This is a genomic window from Bacillus sp. ABP14, assembly GCF_001831375.1.
GTDB lineage: Bacteria > Bacillota > Bacilli > Bacillales > Bacillaceae_G > Bacillus_A > Bacillus_A paranthracis.
In genome coordinates this window covers 3,915,360-3,928,763 of sequence record NZ_CP017016.1, presented here as the reverse complement: position 1 = coordinate 3,928,763, position 13,404 = coordinate 3,915,360, and the positions used below count along the sequence as shown (strand labels likewise).

General features: G+C 35.5%; 19 protein-coding genes. 12 read left to right on the top strand and 7 right to left on the bottom strand.

The features are described from left to right. The first annotated feature begins 9 nt into the window (after window positions 1-9). The 11 genes from gcvPA to BGI23_RS20340 all read left to right on the top strand — a co-directional run bounded on the left by gcvPA (window position 10) and on the right by BGI23_RS20340 (window position 8,023). Window positions 10-1,353, top strand: a complete 1,344-nt coding sequence (gene gcvPA, locus BGI23_RS20395) for an aminomethyl-transferring glycine dehydrogenase subunit 1 (RefSeq protein WP_000903231.1) — start codon at window positions 10-12, stop codon at window positions 1,351-1,353. Further along, window positions 1,350-2,825: an aminomethyl-transferring glycine dehydrogenase subunit 2 gene (gene gcvPB, locus BGI23_RS20390; RefSeq protein WP_000795696.1), complete on the top strand. Its 1,476-nt coding sequence runs from the start codon at window positions 1,350-1,352 to the stop codon at window positions 2,823-2,825. The genes gcvPA and gcvPB overlap by 4 nt, the downstream gene beginning before the upstream one ends. Window positions 2,826-3,187: 362 nt before the next feature. Then, window positions 3,188-3,391 carry a DUF3929 family protein gene (locus BGI23_RS20385; protein WP_000262495.1) on the top strand — a complete coding sequence of 68 codons (204 nt, stop codon included), beginning with the start codon at window positions 3,188-3,190 and terminating at the stop codon, window positions 3,389-3,391. A 70-nt stretch (window positions 3,392-3,461) separates the two neighbouring features. Continuing rightward, complete coding sequence (locus BGI23_RS20380) at window positions 3,462-3,653, top strand: hypothetical protein (protein WP_000535935.1); 192 nt, start codon at window positions 3,462-3,464, stop codon at window positions 3,651-3,653. A gap of 116 nt (window positions 3,654-3,769) precedes the next feature. Further along, entirely contained in the window at window positions 3,770-4,144 is a 375-nt protein-coding gene (locus BGI23_RS20375) for a GntR family transcriptional regulator (RefSeq protein ID WP_001021352.1), read from the top strand. A 3-nt stretch (window positions 4,145-4,147) separates the two neighbouring features. Beyond that, window positions 4,148-5,020, top strand: coding sequence for an ABC transporter ATP-binding protein (locus tag BGI23_RS20370; RefSeq protein WP_070806832.1), 873 nt, complete (start codon window positions 4,148-4,150; stop codon window positions 5,018-5,020). Then, window positions 5,001-5,669: an ABC-2 transporter permease gene (locus BGI23_RS20365; protein ID WP_070806831.1), complete on the top strand. Its 669-nt coding sequence runs from the start codon at window positions 5,001-5,003 to the stop codon at window positions 5,667-5,669. The genes BGI23_RS20370 and BGI23_RS20365 overlap by 20 nt, the downstream gene beginning before the upstream one ends. A 14-nt stretch (window positions 5,670-5,683) precedes the next feature. Next, window positions 5,684-6,316 carry an ABC-2 transporter permease gene (locus tag BGI23_RS20360; RefSeq protein ID WP_070806830.1) on the top strand — a complete coding sequence of 211 codons (633 nt, stop codon included), beginning with the start codon at window positions 5,684-5,686 and terminating at the stop codon, window positions 6,314-6,316. 32 nt (window positions 6,317-6,348) lie between these two features. After that, window positions 6,349-6,972 carry an ABC-2 transporter permease gene (locus BGI23_RS20355; protein WP_070806829.1) on the top strand — a complete coding sequence of 208 codons (624 nt, stop codon included), beginning with the start codon at window positions 6,349-6,351 and terminating at the stop codon, window positions 6,970-6,972. Between the two features lie 14 nt (window positions 6,973-6,986). Beyond that, entirely contained in the window at window positions 6,987-7,580 is a 594-nt protein-coding gene (locus tag BGI23_RS20350; RefSeq protein WP_001249400.1) for an ABC-2 transporter permease, read from the top strand. Window positions 7,581-7,831: 251 nt separating this feature from the next. Further along, entirely contained in the window at window positions 7,832-8,023 is a 192-nt protein-coding gene (locus BGI23_RS20340) for a hypothetical protein (RefSeq protein ID WP_070806828.1), read from the top strand. A 10-nt stretch (window positions 8,024-8,033) separates the two neighbouring features. On the opposite strand, the gene BGI23_RS20335 is transcribed toward BGI23_RS20340, so the two are convergent. The 6 genes from BGI23_RS20335 to BGI23_RS20310 form a co-directional block, all read right to left on the bottom strand. Continuing rightward, window positions 8,034-8,291 (bottom strand): DUF3975 family protein, encoded by a 258-nt coding sequence (locus BGI23_RS20335; protein WP_000265384.1) that lies wholly within the window; start codon window positions 8,289-8,291, stop codon window positions 8,034-8,036. A gap of 15 nt (window positions 8,292-8,306) precedes the next feature. Beyond that, a complete protein-coding gene (locus BGI23_RS20330; RefSeq protein WP_000312623.1) occupies window positions 8,307-8,621 on the bottom strand; it encodes a DMT family transporter in 315 nt (104 codons plus the stop codon). A gap of 1 nt (window position 8,622) precedes the next feature. Next, window positions 8,623-8,955: a DMT family transporter gene (locus tag BGI23_RS20325; protein WP_000312351.1), complete on the bottom strand. Its 333-nt coding sequence runs from the start codon at window positions 8,953-8,955 to the stop codon at window positions 8,623-8,625. Between the two features lie 71 nt (window positions 8,956-9,026). Continuing rightward, window positions 9,027-9,608 (bottom strand): TetR/AcrR family transcriptional regulator, encoded by a 582-nt coding sequence (locus BGI23_RS20320; RefSeq protein WP_041184139.1) that lies wholly within the window; start codon window positions 9,606-9,608, stop codon window positions 9,027-9,029. Between the two features lie 96 nt (window positions 9,609-9,704). Beyond that, window positions 9,705-10,682: a LacI family DNA-binding transcriptional regulator gene (locus BGI23_RS20315; RefSeq protein WP_001273962.1), complete on the bottom strand. Its 978-nt coding sequence runs from the start codon at window positions 10,680-10,682 to the stop codon at window positions 9,705-9,707. A 250-nt stretch (window positions 10,683-10,932) separates the two neighbouring features. Next, complete coding sequence (locus BGI23_RS20310; protein WP_000108655.1) at window positions 10,933-11,316, bottom strand: rhodanese-like domain-containing protein; 384 nt, start codon at window positions 11,314-11,316, stop codon at window positions 10,933-10,935. Between the two features lie 170 nt (window positions 11,317-11,486). On the opposite strand from BGI23_RS20310, the gene BGI23_RS20305 reads away from it, so the two are divergent. Then, complete coding sequence (locus tag BGI23_RS20305; RefSeq protein WP_000514091.1) at window positions 11,487-12,323, top strand: lipoate--protein ligase family protein; 837 nt, start codon at window positions 11,487-11,489, stop codon at window positions 12,321-12,323. A gap of 28 nt (window positions 12,324-12,351) precedes the next feature. Here the strand turns inward: BGI23_RS20305 and BGI23_RS20300 are convergent, their stop codons facing one another. After that, complete coding sequence (locus BGI23_RS20300; RefSeq protein ID WP_044793817.1) at window positions 12,352-13,194, bottom strand: hypothetical protein; 843 nt, start codon at window positions 13,192-13,194, stop codon at window positions 12,352-12,354. Window positions 13,195-13,404 lie beyond the last annotated feature (210 nt).

Sequence of the window (13,404 nt, the reverse complement as noted above, 5' to 3'; positions counted from 1 at the left end):
GTAGATTTCATGTTGCATCGTTATCTTCCAATGACAGAAGAAGACAAAAAAGAAATGTTACAAACGATCGGCGTTCAAACGATCGATGAGTTATTCTCTGATATTCCAGAGAGTGTTCGTTTTAAAGGGGATTTAAAAATTAAAGAAGCAAAATCAGAGCCAGAGCTTTTAAAAGAGTTATCTCAAATGGCTAGTAAAAATGCTAACTTAAAAGAGTACGCTTCTTTCTTAGGGGCAGGCGTATACGACCATTACGCTCCAGTAATCGTAGATCATGTTATCTCTCGCTCAGAATTTTATACAGCTTACACGCCATACCAACCGGAAATTTCACAAGGGGAATTACAAGCAATTTTTGAATTCCAAACAATGATTTGTGAATTAACAGGAATGGATGTAGCAAACTCTTCTATGTACGACGGAGGTACAGCTTTAGCTGAAGCGGCAATGCTAGCAGCTGGCCATACTCGTAAAAAGAAAATTCTTGTATCTAGCGCAGTTCATCCAGAATCAAGAGCTGTACTTGAAACATATGCAAAAGGTCAACATCTTGAAGTTGTTGAAATTAATCATAAAGATGGTGTAACAGATTTAGATGTATTACAAAGTGAAGTAGATGATACAGTTGCTTGTGTAATCGTTCAATATCCAAACTTCTTTGGACAAGTTGAAAAATTAGCTGATATTGAAAAAATCGTTCATCAACAAAAATCATTATTTATCGTTTCTTCAAATCCATTATCATTAGGCGCATTAACACCACCAGGAAAATTTGGTGCTGATATTGTAATCGGTGATGCACAACCATTTGGTATTCCAACGCAGTTTGGTGGACCACACTGTGGTTACTTTGCAACAACGAAAGCATTTATGCGTAAAATTCCAGGACGTCTTGTTGGACAAACTGTAGATTCAGATGGGAAACGTGGGTTTGTATTAACGTTACAAGCACGTGAACAGCACATTCGTCGTGATAAAGCGACGTCTAACATTTGTTCAAACCAAGCGTTAAATGCATTAGCAGCATCAGTTGCAATGACGGCACTTGGTAAACAAGGTGTGAAAGAAATGGCGCGTCAAAACATTTCTAAAGCACAATATGCAAAACGTCAATTTGAAGCGAAAGGCTTCACAGTTACATTTGCTGGACCATTCTTTAATGAGTTCGTTGTAGATTGCAAGCGCCCAGTGAAAGAAGTAAACGATGCATTATTACAAAAGAATATTATCGGCGGTTACGACCTAGGCCGTGATTATAAAGAGCATGAGAACCATATGCTTGTAGCAGTAACTGAGCTTCGTACAAAAGAGGAAATTGACACACTTGTAAACGAAATGGGGGCTATCCAATGAAGAACCAAGACCAAGCACTTATCTTTGAAGTAAGTAAAGAAGGACGCATAGGATATAGCCTACCAAAATTAGATGTAGAAGAAGTGAAACTAGAAGATGTATTTGAGAGCGATTATATTCGAGTAGAAGATGCAGAGCTACCAGAAGTATCTGAACTTGATATTATGCGCCACTATACAGCACTTTCAAACCGTAACCACGGCGTTGATTCTGGATTCTATCCACTTGGATCTTGTACGATGAAATATAATCCGAAAATTAATGAGAGTGTAGCTCGTTTCGCAGGATTTGCAAATATTCATCCGTTGCAAGATGAAAAGACAGTACAAGGTGCAATGGAATTAATGTACGATTTACAAGAGCATTTAATTGAAATTACAGGTATGGATACTGTTACATTACAACCAGCAGCTGGTGCACACGGAGAATGGACAGGCTTAATGTTAATTCGTGCATACCATGAAGCAAATGGTGACTTTAACCGTACGAAAGTAATTGTTCCTGACTCTGCTCACGGAACGAATCCAGCATCTGCAACTGTAGCTGGTTTTGAAACAATTACGGTAAAATCAAATGAACATGGTCTTGTTGACTTAGAAGACTTAAAACGTGTTGTAAATGAAGAAACAGCAGCACTTATGTTAACAAACCCTAATACATTAGGTTTATTCGAAGAAAATATTTTAGAAATGGCAGAAATCGTCCATAACGCAGGCGGTAAATTATACTATGATGGTGCAAACTTAAATGCGGTATTAAGCCAAGCGCGCCCAGGAGATATGGGATTTGACGTTGTGCATTTAAACCTTCATAAAACATTTACAGGCCCTCACGGCGGCGGTGGCCCAGGTTCTGGTCCAGTAGGTGTGAAAGCTGATTTAATTCCGTACTTACCAAAACCAATTTTAGAGAAAACGGAAGATGGCTATCGCTTTAACTATGATCGTCCAGAAGCAATTGGGCGCGTAAAACCATTCTACGGTAACTTCGGAATTAACGTTCGTGCATACACATACATTCGTTCTATGGGTCCAGATGGATTACGTGCAGTAACGGAGTATGCGGTATTAAATGCGAACTATATGATGAGAAGATTAGCACCATTCTATGATCTTCCGTTCGATAGACATTGTAAGCATGAGTTTGTATTATCAGGTCGTCGTCAAAAGAAACTTGGTGTACGTACATTAGATATCGCAAAACGCCTGCTTGATTTCGGTTACCATCCACCGACAATTTACTTCCCATTAAATGTGGAAGAATGTATTATGATTGAGCCGACGGAAACAGAATCAAAAGAAACATTAGACGGTTTCATTGATAAGATGATTCAAATCGCTAAAGAAGTAGAAGAAAATCCAGAAGTTGTACAAGAAGCACCTCATACAACAGTCATTAAACGTTTAGACGAAACGATGGCTGCACGTAAACCAGTTTTACGTTATGAAAAGCCAGCTCCTGTACAAGTTTGATTAGAATAACAAAGGAAGAACTCGCTATATGCGAGTTCTTTTTTTTGTATGGAGAATTTGTTCCGCAATTTGTGGCCTGGTAATCAGTAGAGATGAACAAAAACACCCACTGATTAAAGTTTCACTTTATGCAGAAGTGGTGAAGAAAATGTTAAAAATTTATATTTTTTGTTTCATAATGGTGTAAAGAGGCAGTTTTATAGGTGATTTTGTTGAAAAAGTCAGTTTGATAAAAGTATTTATTTTTGTTAGAATTTTATTGAAATTAAGAAGATGTGATGAGGCAAAAATTACTCATTTTTATGTATATGTGAAAAAACGAGCAAGACGGGGGTGAAAGTGTGGGATATCGATGTTATAGAATGGTATACCATTTAGAAAATGGAGAAACAATTAAAGATGTAAAAGAATTTTGCTATCGAGACCAAGGAAAAGTGTTAGAAAGAGTAGCGCATCGTGTAATGGATAATAGAGAAGTGACGGCAATTGATAAGCAAGGAACGATCATTTCAATAGCATGTGAGGACATTGTAAAGGTGGAACTTGATTACATAACAGAAAGTTAACCTTGAGTCATATCGAATTATTCGATAAAATATACTGTTGAATGGTGAAGTGAGAAGAGAGGAGTTTATCATGGGTAGTACAAGACACTTTTATATGTTTATCTTAGCGTTTGTTCTTGTTGTGGCATTAACGATTTATTTAATTGTTGATAGCACTTGGTACAACACAGTTCATCCGGCGTTCCTTCTGTTTATGTATGTAGGAATTGCGGTAGTGAGTTTCGGAATGAGAGATGAGATGTTAGATCGCTTTGAAAAGTGATACATATACGAAAGACCAACAGGAAAATGTTGGTCTTTTTTTCTTGCCAAAAATAGGATGATGTGTATATACTGTATATATAAGGTATATACAGTATATACACACTGGAGGAAAACATGAATATTATTATTTCGAATTCTTCCCAAGACCCTATTTATGTACAGATAAGAAAACAATTAAGCCAGCTTATTTTAAATGGTGGTTTAAAGGGTGGAGACCAATTACCGTCTATTCGTAGCTTAGCAAAGGAATTACAGATTAGTGTAATTACTACGAAGCGTGCGTACGAGGAGCTTGAGAAAGAAGGATATATAGAAACTGTTGCTGGGAAGGGGACTTATGTTTCACGTAAAAATAATGAACTATTAAAAGAACAAAGGCTTCGTCTATTGGAAAGCAAAGCGGAAGAGATTGTAAATGAAAGTAAAGCGTTACAGCTTTCACTTGAAGAATTACAGCAGATGATTGCGTGTTTATATGAGGGGGAATAAGAGATGTTAGAGTTAAAAAACGTATGTAAAAGTTATGAAGATTTTGCAGTAAAAAATATAAGTTTTACATTACCACGCGGATATATTATGGGATTTGTCGGACCGAACGGGGCCGGGAAAAGTACGACGATCAAAATGATTATGAATTTAATTAGAAAAGATAGTGGCGATATAAAAATTTTTGGCAAGGACAACAAGAAAGCCGAAAAGGAAATAAAGCAAAATATCGGCTTTGTATATGATGAAAATCATTATTACGAAGATTTAACGTGTGAGCAAATGAAGCGTATTATTGCACCGTTATATAAAAAGTGGGACGAAGAGCAGTATCAATCGTATATGCATAGATTGCAAGTTCCGAAGTATAAAAAAATTAAAGAATTATCAAAAGGAATGAAAATGAAATTTGCGATTGCCATCGCGCTCTCGCACCACGCAGAATTTATCATCATGGATGAACCAACAGCAGGATTAGATCCAGTTGTTCGAAGTGAATTACTTGATATGCTGCAAGAAATTGTAATGGAAGAAGAAGTATCCGTATTATTCTCAACGCACATTACAACAGACTTAGAGCGCATCGCAGATTATATTACGTTTATCAACGATGGCGAAATTATATTTACTGGTGAGAAAGATGAATTAATGGAGAACTACGTAATCGTAAAAGGAAGTAACGATTTATTAGACCGAGAAGGAAAAGAGCTATTTGTTGGATTACGAAAAAATAAATTTGGTTTTGAAGGTTTAGCGAAGGATAAACAAGCAATTATTGACTGGTTTGGAAATAAGGTTGTACTAGAAAAGCCTACATTAGATGATATTATCGTTTACACTGCGAAAGGGAGAAGTGCCTATGCGTCAGCTCGTATATAAGGATTTGATCTTTTTTCGGGGGATATGGTTCGTATACTTTATTATACCCTTTATATTCTTTTTATTTGAACCCGGTGAGGGAATGCTGTTTCCTATGAGTTGTTTATTTATAACTCTTTCCTCAGTTATTATATTAATCATAATAGATGAACGGAATACAAGTGACATTATGATGAATAGTTTACCGCTAAGTAGAAAGGATATCATAATTGCTAGATATATTTCCTGTGCAATATTCATTGTAGGGGGCATGATTTCTACTATGTTGATTGTTTTTCTTATAAGAGGTATTACTTTTATTGCGGATATCGGTACATACCACCTTAATCTATATATTGAGATTTCATGGTATGAAGTAATAAATGGAGCTGTTTACGCCATATTTTTTGTTGTAATATTCCTTCCTAGTTATTATGTTACAAGGTCACAGATAGCACGGAGTATAGTGTCAGGAGCATCAATGGTAGTTGGTGGAATTGCTTGGATATTCATAGGAGATGGATTGGATGAAACAGCACCTTCATTCATTGAGTGGATTATGAATCCGCTGCATATTGGTGTATTTATAATTGGAGGAATTATATTAGCTAGTGTCTATATCGTTTCTATGCTTCTTACAATTAAAATTTATGAAACGCGTGATTTATAGAGAGGAGAATTCATATGCAACAGTTGATTTTGAAGGAGTTTTTTTTACAGAAGAAGATGTTTCCTTTTTATTTTTTAATCCCTATTTTATCTATTTTTAAGAATTCCGTCGAACCAATGGGGATTGCAATAGGATTATTTATAACATGTAGTACGATTATATATATTTCTTTTTATTATGACGAGAAAAGTAAAGCGGAAAAAGTATTAGTGAGTTTACCTATAACGAGAAAAGAGATAATTATAGCTAAATATATTTCAAGCACATTATTTATTATGGCTGGTTTAAGTGTAACTTTTATAGTCGTAATATTAGGAAATATTTTATTGGACAGGGATATAGTCATGCCTGGATATGCAGTGTTTTCAGCGATAGTAGCAACTTTGATTTATTGTGTAGTAACGATACCGACTAATTACATTGGGGGATATAAAGTTATTACAGTCTTGAATTTGATTATGCTGTTTCCTTTAATAGGTATGATTGGTCTTATGTGCAATATTTTTGGTGATAAAACAATTATGTTAAAAGTACTTCACTCTCAAGAGGCTACACAAGCAATGGGTGTTCTTGGTATTGGAGTATTAGTGAGTATATTCATATCAATGTTCCTCTCAATGAAAATGTTTCAGGAGGCAGAGTTATAGATGGGACATTTTCATATTAGGAGGTGCAAAACATGATCAAGCAATTAGTTTTAAAAGATATGATGATGCAAAGAAAGTTAGGGTTTGTTTATCTTATATGTTTTTTGTTCCTGCTCATTGTTGATTTTAGTAGTGATAGTTTTTTGATGACATTTAGTATGTTTGTACCTGCTCTTGGCATGATACTGTCAATGAGTTATGAGGGGAAAAATAAAAGTGAACTGATAGTAAATAGTTTACCGTTTGACCGTAAAGATCTTGTCATAGGGAAATACATATTTGTAAGTATTTTAGTTGCTCTAGGTGGATGTTTCTCCCTAGTGGTTGGTTTCATACAGCTACAAAATGAGCATATGACTGGATTTATGCTGTGGGGAGAAATTCTCGGTGGTATAACAGGTGGGGTTGTTTGTAGCATAATTGTACTTCCGATTGAATTTTCAGTAGGATATAACAGTGCAAAACAAATTGCTCCGTTCGCTGGACTTGCGTTGGGGTATTTAAGTGGACTGATTGTAAGTAACGTCTGGTTAGATGTAGAAAATGCTTGGAACACGAGTCTAGTCGTAAATATTTGTTTTATAGCAGGACTCATTCTTTTGTATATCATGTCCATGTTGCTTTCAGTTAGCTTATATAATGAGCGTGATTTATGAGGGGAGGAGTAATCGTGAGGCAACTCATAATAAAGGATTTTATCATGCAATGGAAGCATTTAATATGGTACTTAATATACCCTCTTTTCTTGTATATGACATTAACAGATGTTAAAAGCTTTTACGTAATTATGTCAGCTATAATTCCAGTTATAGCAATTTTAAAAACATTTAATGATGATAAAAAATATGATGGTGAAGTAATGTTAAATAGTTTACCGCTAGCAAAAAAAGAAATTGTAGTAGCAAAATACATAATGGCATTTATTGTTTTTATTATAAGTATGATAGTGTCTAGTCCTTTAGTAATCAATCAGTTTGAAGGTGGAACTTTTGAATTTATAACGACAACATTAGTTACGATTACTGGCTTTGTTTTTATATATTTAAGTCTTGTCTTACCGATATCGTTTTGGCTAGGATATAAAAAATCTATTTTTATTACGCTTTTTATACTAATGGCACCGATTGTTATTATAGAAATGTTCTTTCAAGTTAATATAGAACAAATTCATTTACATAATGGAGTATTGTTAAGTTGTTCTATTTGTATGTTGCTTTTATCTGTACTTGCTTCGGTAAAGCTATATGAAAAAAGAGAATTTTAAAAGGTGCCCTATATAAGGCACCTTATTCAATAACGACAATAGGAAAGTAAAAGTTTATAAACAGAAAGATTACTCGGTACAACATCTTTTGGAGTATGTAATATAAAGCTGAAAACGATAACGAGAATAAGAAAGAGGAAAAATAAAAATAGGATCTGCTTATGTACGGAATTTTGCATATTATTCACTCCTTTTTTAGGTAGTATGTCCAAAAGAAAGGAGTGTATGAAAAATTTTAGGAGGGGAGAATGATGAACAAAAGAAAATGGTTATATAGAATAGGAGTACTTTTGTTTTCAGTCGGTCTCATATTAGCAAATTTCTATTCAGATATCCCATCACCATTTCCTAATTTGCATAAAGGGATTGGTATAAGTATTGTCATAGTTGGTCTTCTTTGTCTTATCACATCAAACTTCTACAGAAAGTCTGAAGGAATATAAAAAAGGACAGTTACTCTTTTTCAGAAGTACTGTCCTTTTTAAATAACTTATTCCACAGCTTGGCGATACTCCATATAATGACGATTGAAATGGAGGCAATAATGGACCAAACGATTGATATCATTTCAAGTGTCAAGTTAGGAAGGAATGTGAGAATGGATACTATTTTATGAAACAACCATTCTATTATGTGAAAACTGATTTGTAATAGAATGACGATACTAAGCGTGATCCATGCTAACAGTTGCTTCCCTTTTTCTTTCCACATGACATTCACCTCACGTTAGCTCAATAGTTTTAAGCCAACAGCGCCGCATAGAATGCAGCTTAAGAAAGCAAGACGACGCCAATCCGCTGATTCGCGGAAAATAAGGATGCCTAGAAGTGCACTTCCGGCAGTTCCGATTCCAGTCCAAATCGCGTAAGCAGTTCCCATCGGTAATGTGTTCATCGCAAGGGATAAGAAGAAGAAGCTTACGCCGAAGTTAGCGATTAAAATAACTTTTGGTGCCCAGCCTTTCTTTTCAGTGGCTACTTTCATAAAGAGTACACCAATAATTTCACAAATACCAGCTAGAATTAAAAATACCCAAGCCATTTTATGCGGCCTCCTTCGCTTCTTTTTCTTCTGTTACTCGCTTTAAACCAATTACGCCAAAGAAGATTAAACCAATTAATAATACTTTTACGATAGAGAATGGCTCTCCGAAAACGAAAATTTCTGTAAGAACGATTCCACCAGCTCCAATTCCAGTGAAGACTGCGTATACAGTACCAACAGGTAAATCTTTATAAGCTCTAAATAATAAGACGAAACTAACTGTAATTAATAACGCAACACCAGCCCATTCAAGTGGAGCCTCCGCGTGTTTTAATCCAATTACCCAAAAGATTTCAATAATACCAGCTAAGATTACATAAATCCATGCCATATGTCATCTCTCCTTCCTACCAGTCGTTAGGTAAAGGGCTTAAAAACGACGCATTGCGAAGGAGCAATCCGTCAGTTTGAAAGTCCACGCCAAAATACTTTCCAAGAAGCGTCTAAACGTGTCTCAAAACGATTTAAACCTGCGTATAGTAGTTCAACCATAAGACCGTCAAGTAAGCATAGAAAAGCCTCTAAGGCGTCTTTTACTTCAATGTTATGCAACTCATCTCGTTCGCTTGCTCTTTTAAATACAGGGAATAAAAGTTTTCCGACGTTTTCAATGTGTACATTTGCTTTATTAATAATTTGTTCGCGAAATGCATCAGGCGGAAAATAAGAAGTTCGTAACCAAAACATTGATTCTTCACTTTCACCAAATCGTTTTGCATAGCCCTTTAGTAGCTGTAAGAGCAATTCTTCAGTAGACGAATTGGAAAACTTTTCGATATCGCCTGTGAAGCTTTGTAAATCTTTTTGAAGAGCGGATTCTAAGCATATAAAATATAGCTCTTCTTTTCCTTTAAAGTGTGCGTAAATTGATGGTTTTTTAATCCCGACTTCTTGAGCAATATTTGCTAATGAAGTTCCTTCATAGCCGTAGCGTGCGAAATGAGAAAGTGCTACAGCTTTAATGCGGTTTGCTGTCATTTTCATCCCCTACCTACCGTTCGTTAGGTTCATTATATGCGAGTAAAAATACAAAGTCAATAGGTGAAGAACTGAAAAAGAGCGCTATAGATAACGCTCTTATTAGACAGTATCTCGTTCAATTAAATGGAATGAAAGCTCTTTTGCGTTCCCGATAATTTGCTCGCTTTGGATTTGTTTATGGAATAAAGAAAACGCATGTGAGCCCATTTCGAGACCGGGATGTTCAATTGTTGAAATTTCTAACGCCTTTGAAATTTCATGATTATCAAATCCGAGGATAGCAAGATCTTCGGGTACTCGAAGACCTTGCTTTCGAGCCTCTGTTAATAAACCAGCTGCAACTTGATCGTTAGCTGTAAAAATAGCGGTTGGACGATTTTTCATGTTTACAATACGATGGAGTATTTGTGCACCGTCTTGCATTGTATAGCATTGATGAAAAATCCATTCGGGATGTAACGTTTTGCCTTCGTTACGAAGTGTATCAGCAAACGCTTTTTCACGTTCCATAGAATTTACACTTGTTTTTCTTGCTAAACAAATCCCGATTTTTTCATGGCCTTTATTGAGTAAATAGGCGGTGCCGAGACGGAAGCCTTCATAATGATCTACGTAGACAGATGAAATGAGGGGGTGCTTCATTTTTTCGCATGAAATAATAGGAGCAAATTTTGCGAAAGGTTCAATTTGTTCCCATGAACTCGTTCGAGAGCAAATAATCATCCCGTCGAATTGTTTCATTTTCATCATTTCAAGAACACGAATTTCTTCAATACTATCGTAATTCGTTTGACATAAATTAATGTGATAGCCAGCAGCTAACGCTTCGTTTCCGATTCCTTCAATAATGGTACTGAAGTATGGAAGGTTAATGAAAGGGAGCATAACGCCGATCGTATATGTTTTTCCCTTTATTAAATGAATAGCATTTATATTTTTGGCATAGTTCAATTCTTCAACAGCATCTAGAACACGCTTACGTTTTTCTTCTTTTACGTAAGGGTGATTATTCAGGACACGAGAAACAGTTGATATGGATACACCAGCGGTTTTTGCAATTTGTTTTATATTGGCCATATGTATCACCTCTCTCCTTATTATAAAGGGAAAATAATAAGAATGAAAAAATCTTGACCTGAAAAGCTTTTCACAAACTATGTTATAAATATGACTTCTGTTATTCGCGTAACCTTTTTATTTGGGCGTGAGAATGATAGGGGTCTTTTTTGCGTTTATAAAAGAAGTTTTGTCAAAATGTGTGAGAATAACGTGGAAAGTTTTCAAATGAAAAAACTAGCTGAATTATTCAGCTAGTTTTTGTATGTTATTATTTCTTTTTAATTTTTCCAGTCCACGTTTTGAATCCACCTTGTAATTGGTAGAAATCTTTGTAGCCTTGTTTCTTTAAGTATTGAGCCGCACGACCAGTACGGAATCCGCTTTGACAGTATAAGTAAACTGGTTGATCTTTACGAAGTTCTTTATGACGAAGGCGAATTTGTGATAATGGAATGTTACGTGCGCCTAAAATATGCCCTGCAGTATATTCGTCTGCTTCGCGAATATCGATAAGCTGTGCTTTACGGTAGCCAGCGCGAAACTCTTCTTCTGAAAGTGTTGTAATTAATTTTTTCTGATAGAAATACATCCATACAGTGTAACCGATGAACGCTACGATTACGGCTAATAAAATAATCCAAGTTGTTGACACGATTCTATCGCTCCCTTTTTTCTTATCCTACTTTCAATATTATAATGCCCGTATGTATTTATGCAACAGATTCATTTGTATATAAGAAGAAATTTCGTATTCTTTCACAAATTTTGTCGAATTTGGTAGACTAGAGAATGTGAAAAATAATTGGTTATATGAGGTGCAGGATGGGAAAAGAAAAATGGTGTTATATTAACTCTGGTCAATGTTCACCGGCATTTAATATGGCGTTAGATGAATGTTTATTAAATTGGCAAAGTGAAAAGAAAATGTCACCAACCATTCGTTTTTACGAATGGGAAGTACCAACATTAACAGTCGGGTATTTCCAACGTGTTGAAAAAGATATTAATATGGATGTAGTTAACGAAAAGAAATATGGATTCGTTCGTCGTCAAACAGGCGGTAGGGGTGTACTACATGATAAAGAATTAACGTACAGTGTTATTGTGTCTGAAGATCATCCGAATATGCCAAAAACAGTTACAGAAGCGTATCGTGTTATTTCGCAAGGTTTACTAGATGGTTTTAAAGCATTAGGGTTAGAAGCTTATTATGCAGTTCCAAAAACAGAAGCAGATCGTGAAAATTTAAAAAATCCACGCTCAGGCGTATGTTTTGATGCGCCGTCTTGGTATGAAATTGTAGTAGAAGGAAGAAAAATCGCAGGTAGTGCGCAAACACGTCAAAAAGGTGTTATTTTACAGCACGGGTCGATTCCGTTAGAAATAGATTTAGATGAGTTATATGATCTGTTTTTATTCCCGAATGAACGTGTAAAAGAACGTATGAAGAGTATGTTCTCTTCTAAAGCGGTAGCAATTAATGAATTAACAGACCGTACGTTTACAATCGAGCAGTTAATTAAAGCGTTTGAGGTTGGGTTTGAAAAAGGATTAGATGTAGAGCTTGTTCCGTATGAATTAACAGAAGAACAATTACGTGAAGTGCAAACATTGGCAAAAGAAAAGTATGAAAGTAAAGAATGGAATTATAAAAAATAAGAGGTGGCAATTGCCGCCTCTTATTTTTTTATAGTAAATTAAGTACTTTTTCTACTTTGATTCCTTTATCTTGTAAAGAACGAAGGCGATTGACAACGTCCATAATTTCTTTGTCAAATGTAACGCTAATACCTTGGCTTTGTAGTTCTTCTTTTAAGCTTTCAATAGAATCATCTATGTCGATGCCAAGCTCGTAATCTTGACAAACTTCAATTGTCTTTTTCACGAGTTTCACATAATTTTCTTGTAGTTTTGAATTTGTTTCAGTCAAAGCAGGTTGCTTCGGTTTTGCAGGCGCGACCGGCGTTGTCTCTTGCTTTGTAACTGGAGTTGGTACTTCTCGTTTCACAGGTGCTGGAGTAGATAATTCCACAGCTGCTTCTACACTTACTGGCTTCGGTGCCGGAGTAGGCTTAGGTGTTGGTGCTATAGCAGGTGTTTCCACACGTGTAACAGGCTTTGGAGCAGGTGTAACTGCTTTTGGAGCTTCTACAATTACTTCTTTTTTCGGAGTAGCTTCTACAACTGTTTCTTCTTGTTCAGCAGCCTCTTTATTTTCTTTACTCCACATAACGCGTTCTATTTCTAGAGAAACATTATTTTTGTTCATCGCTGTTAATGTAACTTTACCAACTTCAGCGTTTCCAGTGAAATCAACAATTTTATAAATAACACTCTTGTTCCAATCCACGTTTCCGCTCAAAAATAATTCTTCGTTACATTTCGGCGTTAAGCCCTCGATTTTAATTTCTGCGTTTACACCGTTTTCACTATATACCATAATTAGCGAAGCATTTACATCTTCGTCTGCTAACATTAGTTCACGTACCATTTTGCCGGTGCGTACTTGCGTTTTCTTCTTAACTGACATCTAATTTCTCCTCTCAAAAATTCAGTAATAATAAAAAAATCGTATAACGAAAAATAATTGCTCACGAAGATTTATGATACCGATAATAAAAGCATCACGTCAACAATTAACTTTAATTATTTTGCATTTTTCTTATTTTCTTTATGAAATTTTTCAATTTGTAAAATTAGACAGAAGAAAAACAGCCTTTTGAAGGGCTGTTAAAACGTG

Coding starts and splice junctions, on each gene's coding strand:
- BGI23_RS20330 (WP_000312623.1), bottom strand. CDS start 8,621: ATGGCTTGGGTATTTTTAATTCTAGCTGGTATTTGTGAAATTATTGGT.
- BGI23_RS20335 (WP_000265384.1), bottom strand. CDS start 8,291: ATGTGGAAAGAAAAAGGGAAGCAACTGTTAGCATGGATCACGCTTAGT.
- BGI23_RS20380 (WP_000535935.1), top strand. CDS start 3,462: ATGGGTAGTACAAGACACTTTTATATGTTTATCTTAGCGTTTGTTCTT.
- BGI23_RS20370 (WP_070806832.1), top strand. CDS start 4,148: ATGTTAGAGTTAAAAAACGTATGTAAAAGTTATGAAGATTTTGCAGTA.
- BGI23_RS20385 (WP_000262495.1), top strand. CDS start 3,188: ATGGTATACCATTTAGAAAATGGAGAAACAATTAAAGATGTAAAAGAA.
- BGI23_RS20325 (WP_000312351.1), bottom strand. CDS start 8,955: ATGGCATGGATTTATGTAATCTTAGCTGGTATTATTGAAATCTTTTGG.
- BGI23_RS20355 (WP_070806829.1), top strand. CDS start 6,349: ATGATCAAGCAATTAGTTTTAAAAGATATGATGATGCAAAGAAAGTTA.
- BGI23_RS20305 (WP_000514091.1), top strand. CDS start 11,487: ATGGGAAAAGAAAAATGGTGTTATATTAACTCTGGTCAATGTTCACCG.
- BGI23_RS20320 (WP_041184139.1), bottom strand. CDS start 9,608: ATGAAAATGACAGCAAACCGCATTAAAGCTGTAGCACTTTCTCATTTC.
- BGI23_RS20315 (WP_001273962.1), bottom strand. CDS start 10,682: ATGGCCAATATAAAACAAATTGCAAAAACCGCTGGTGTATCCATATCA.
- BGI23_RS20300 (WP_044793817.1), bottom strand. CDS start 13,194: ATGTCAGTTAAGAAGAAAACGCAAGTACGCACCGGCAAAATGGTACGT.
- gcvPB (WP_000795696.1), top strand. CDS start 1,350: ATGAAGAACCAAGACCAAGCACTTATCTTTGAAGTAAGTAAAGAAGGA.
- BGI23_RS20360 (WP_070806830.1), top strand. CDS start 5,684: ATGCAACAGTTGATTTTGAAGGAGTTTTTTTTACAGAAGAAGATGTTT.
- BGI23_RS20375 (WP_001021352.1), top strand. CDS start 3,770: ATGAATATTATTATTTCGAATTCTTCCCAAGACCCTATTTATGTACAG.
- BGI23_RS20340 (WP_070806828.1), top strand. CDS start 7,832: ATGAACAAAAGAAAATGGTTATATAGAATAGGAGTACTTTTGTTTTCA.
- gcvPA (WP_000903231.1), top strand. CDS start 10: ATGTTGCATCGTTATCTTCCAATGACAGAAGAAGACAAAAAAGAAATG.
- BGI23_RS20365 (WP_070806831.1), top strand. CDS start 5,001: ATGCGTCAGCTCGTATATAAGGATTTGATCTTTTTTCGGGGGATATGG.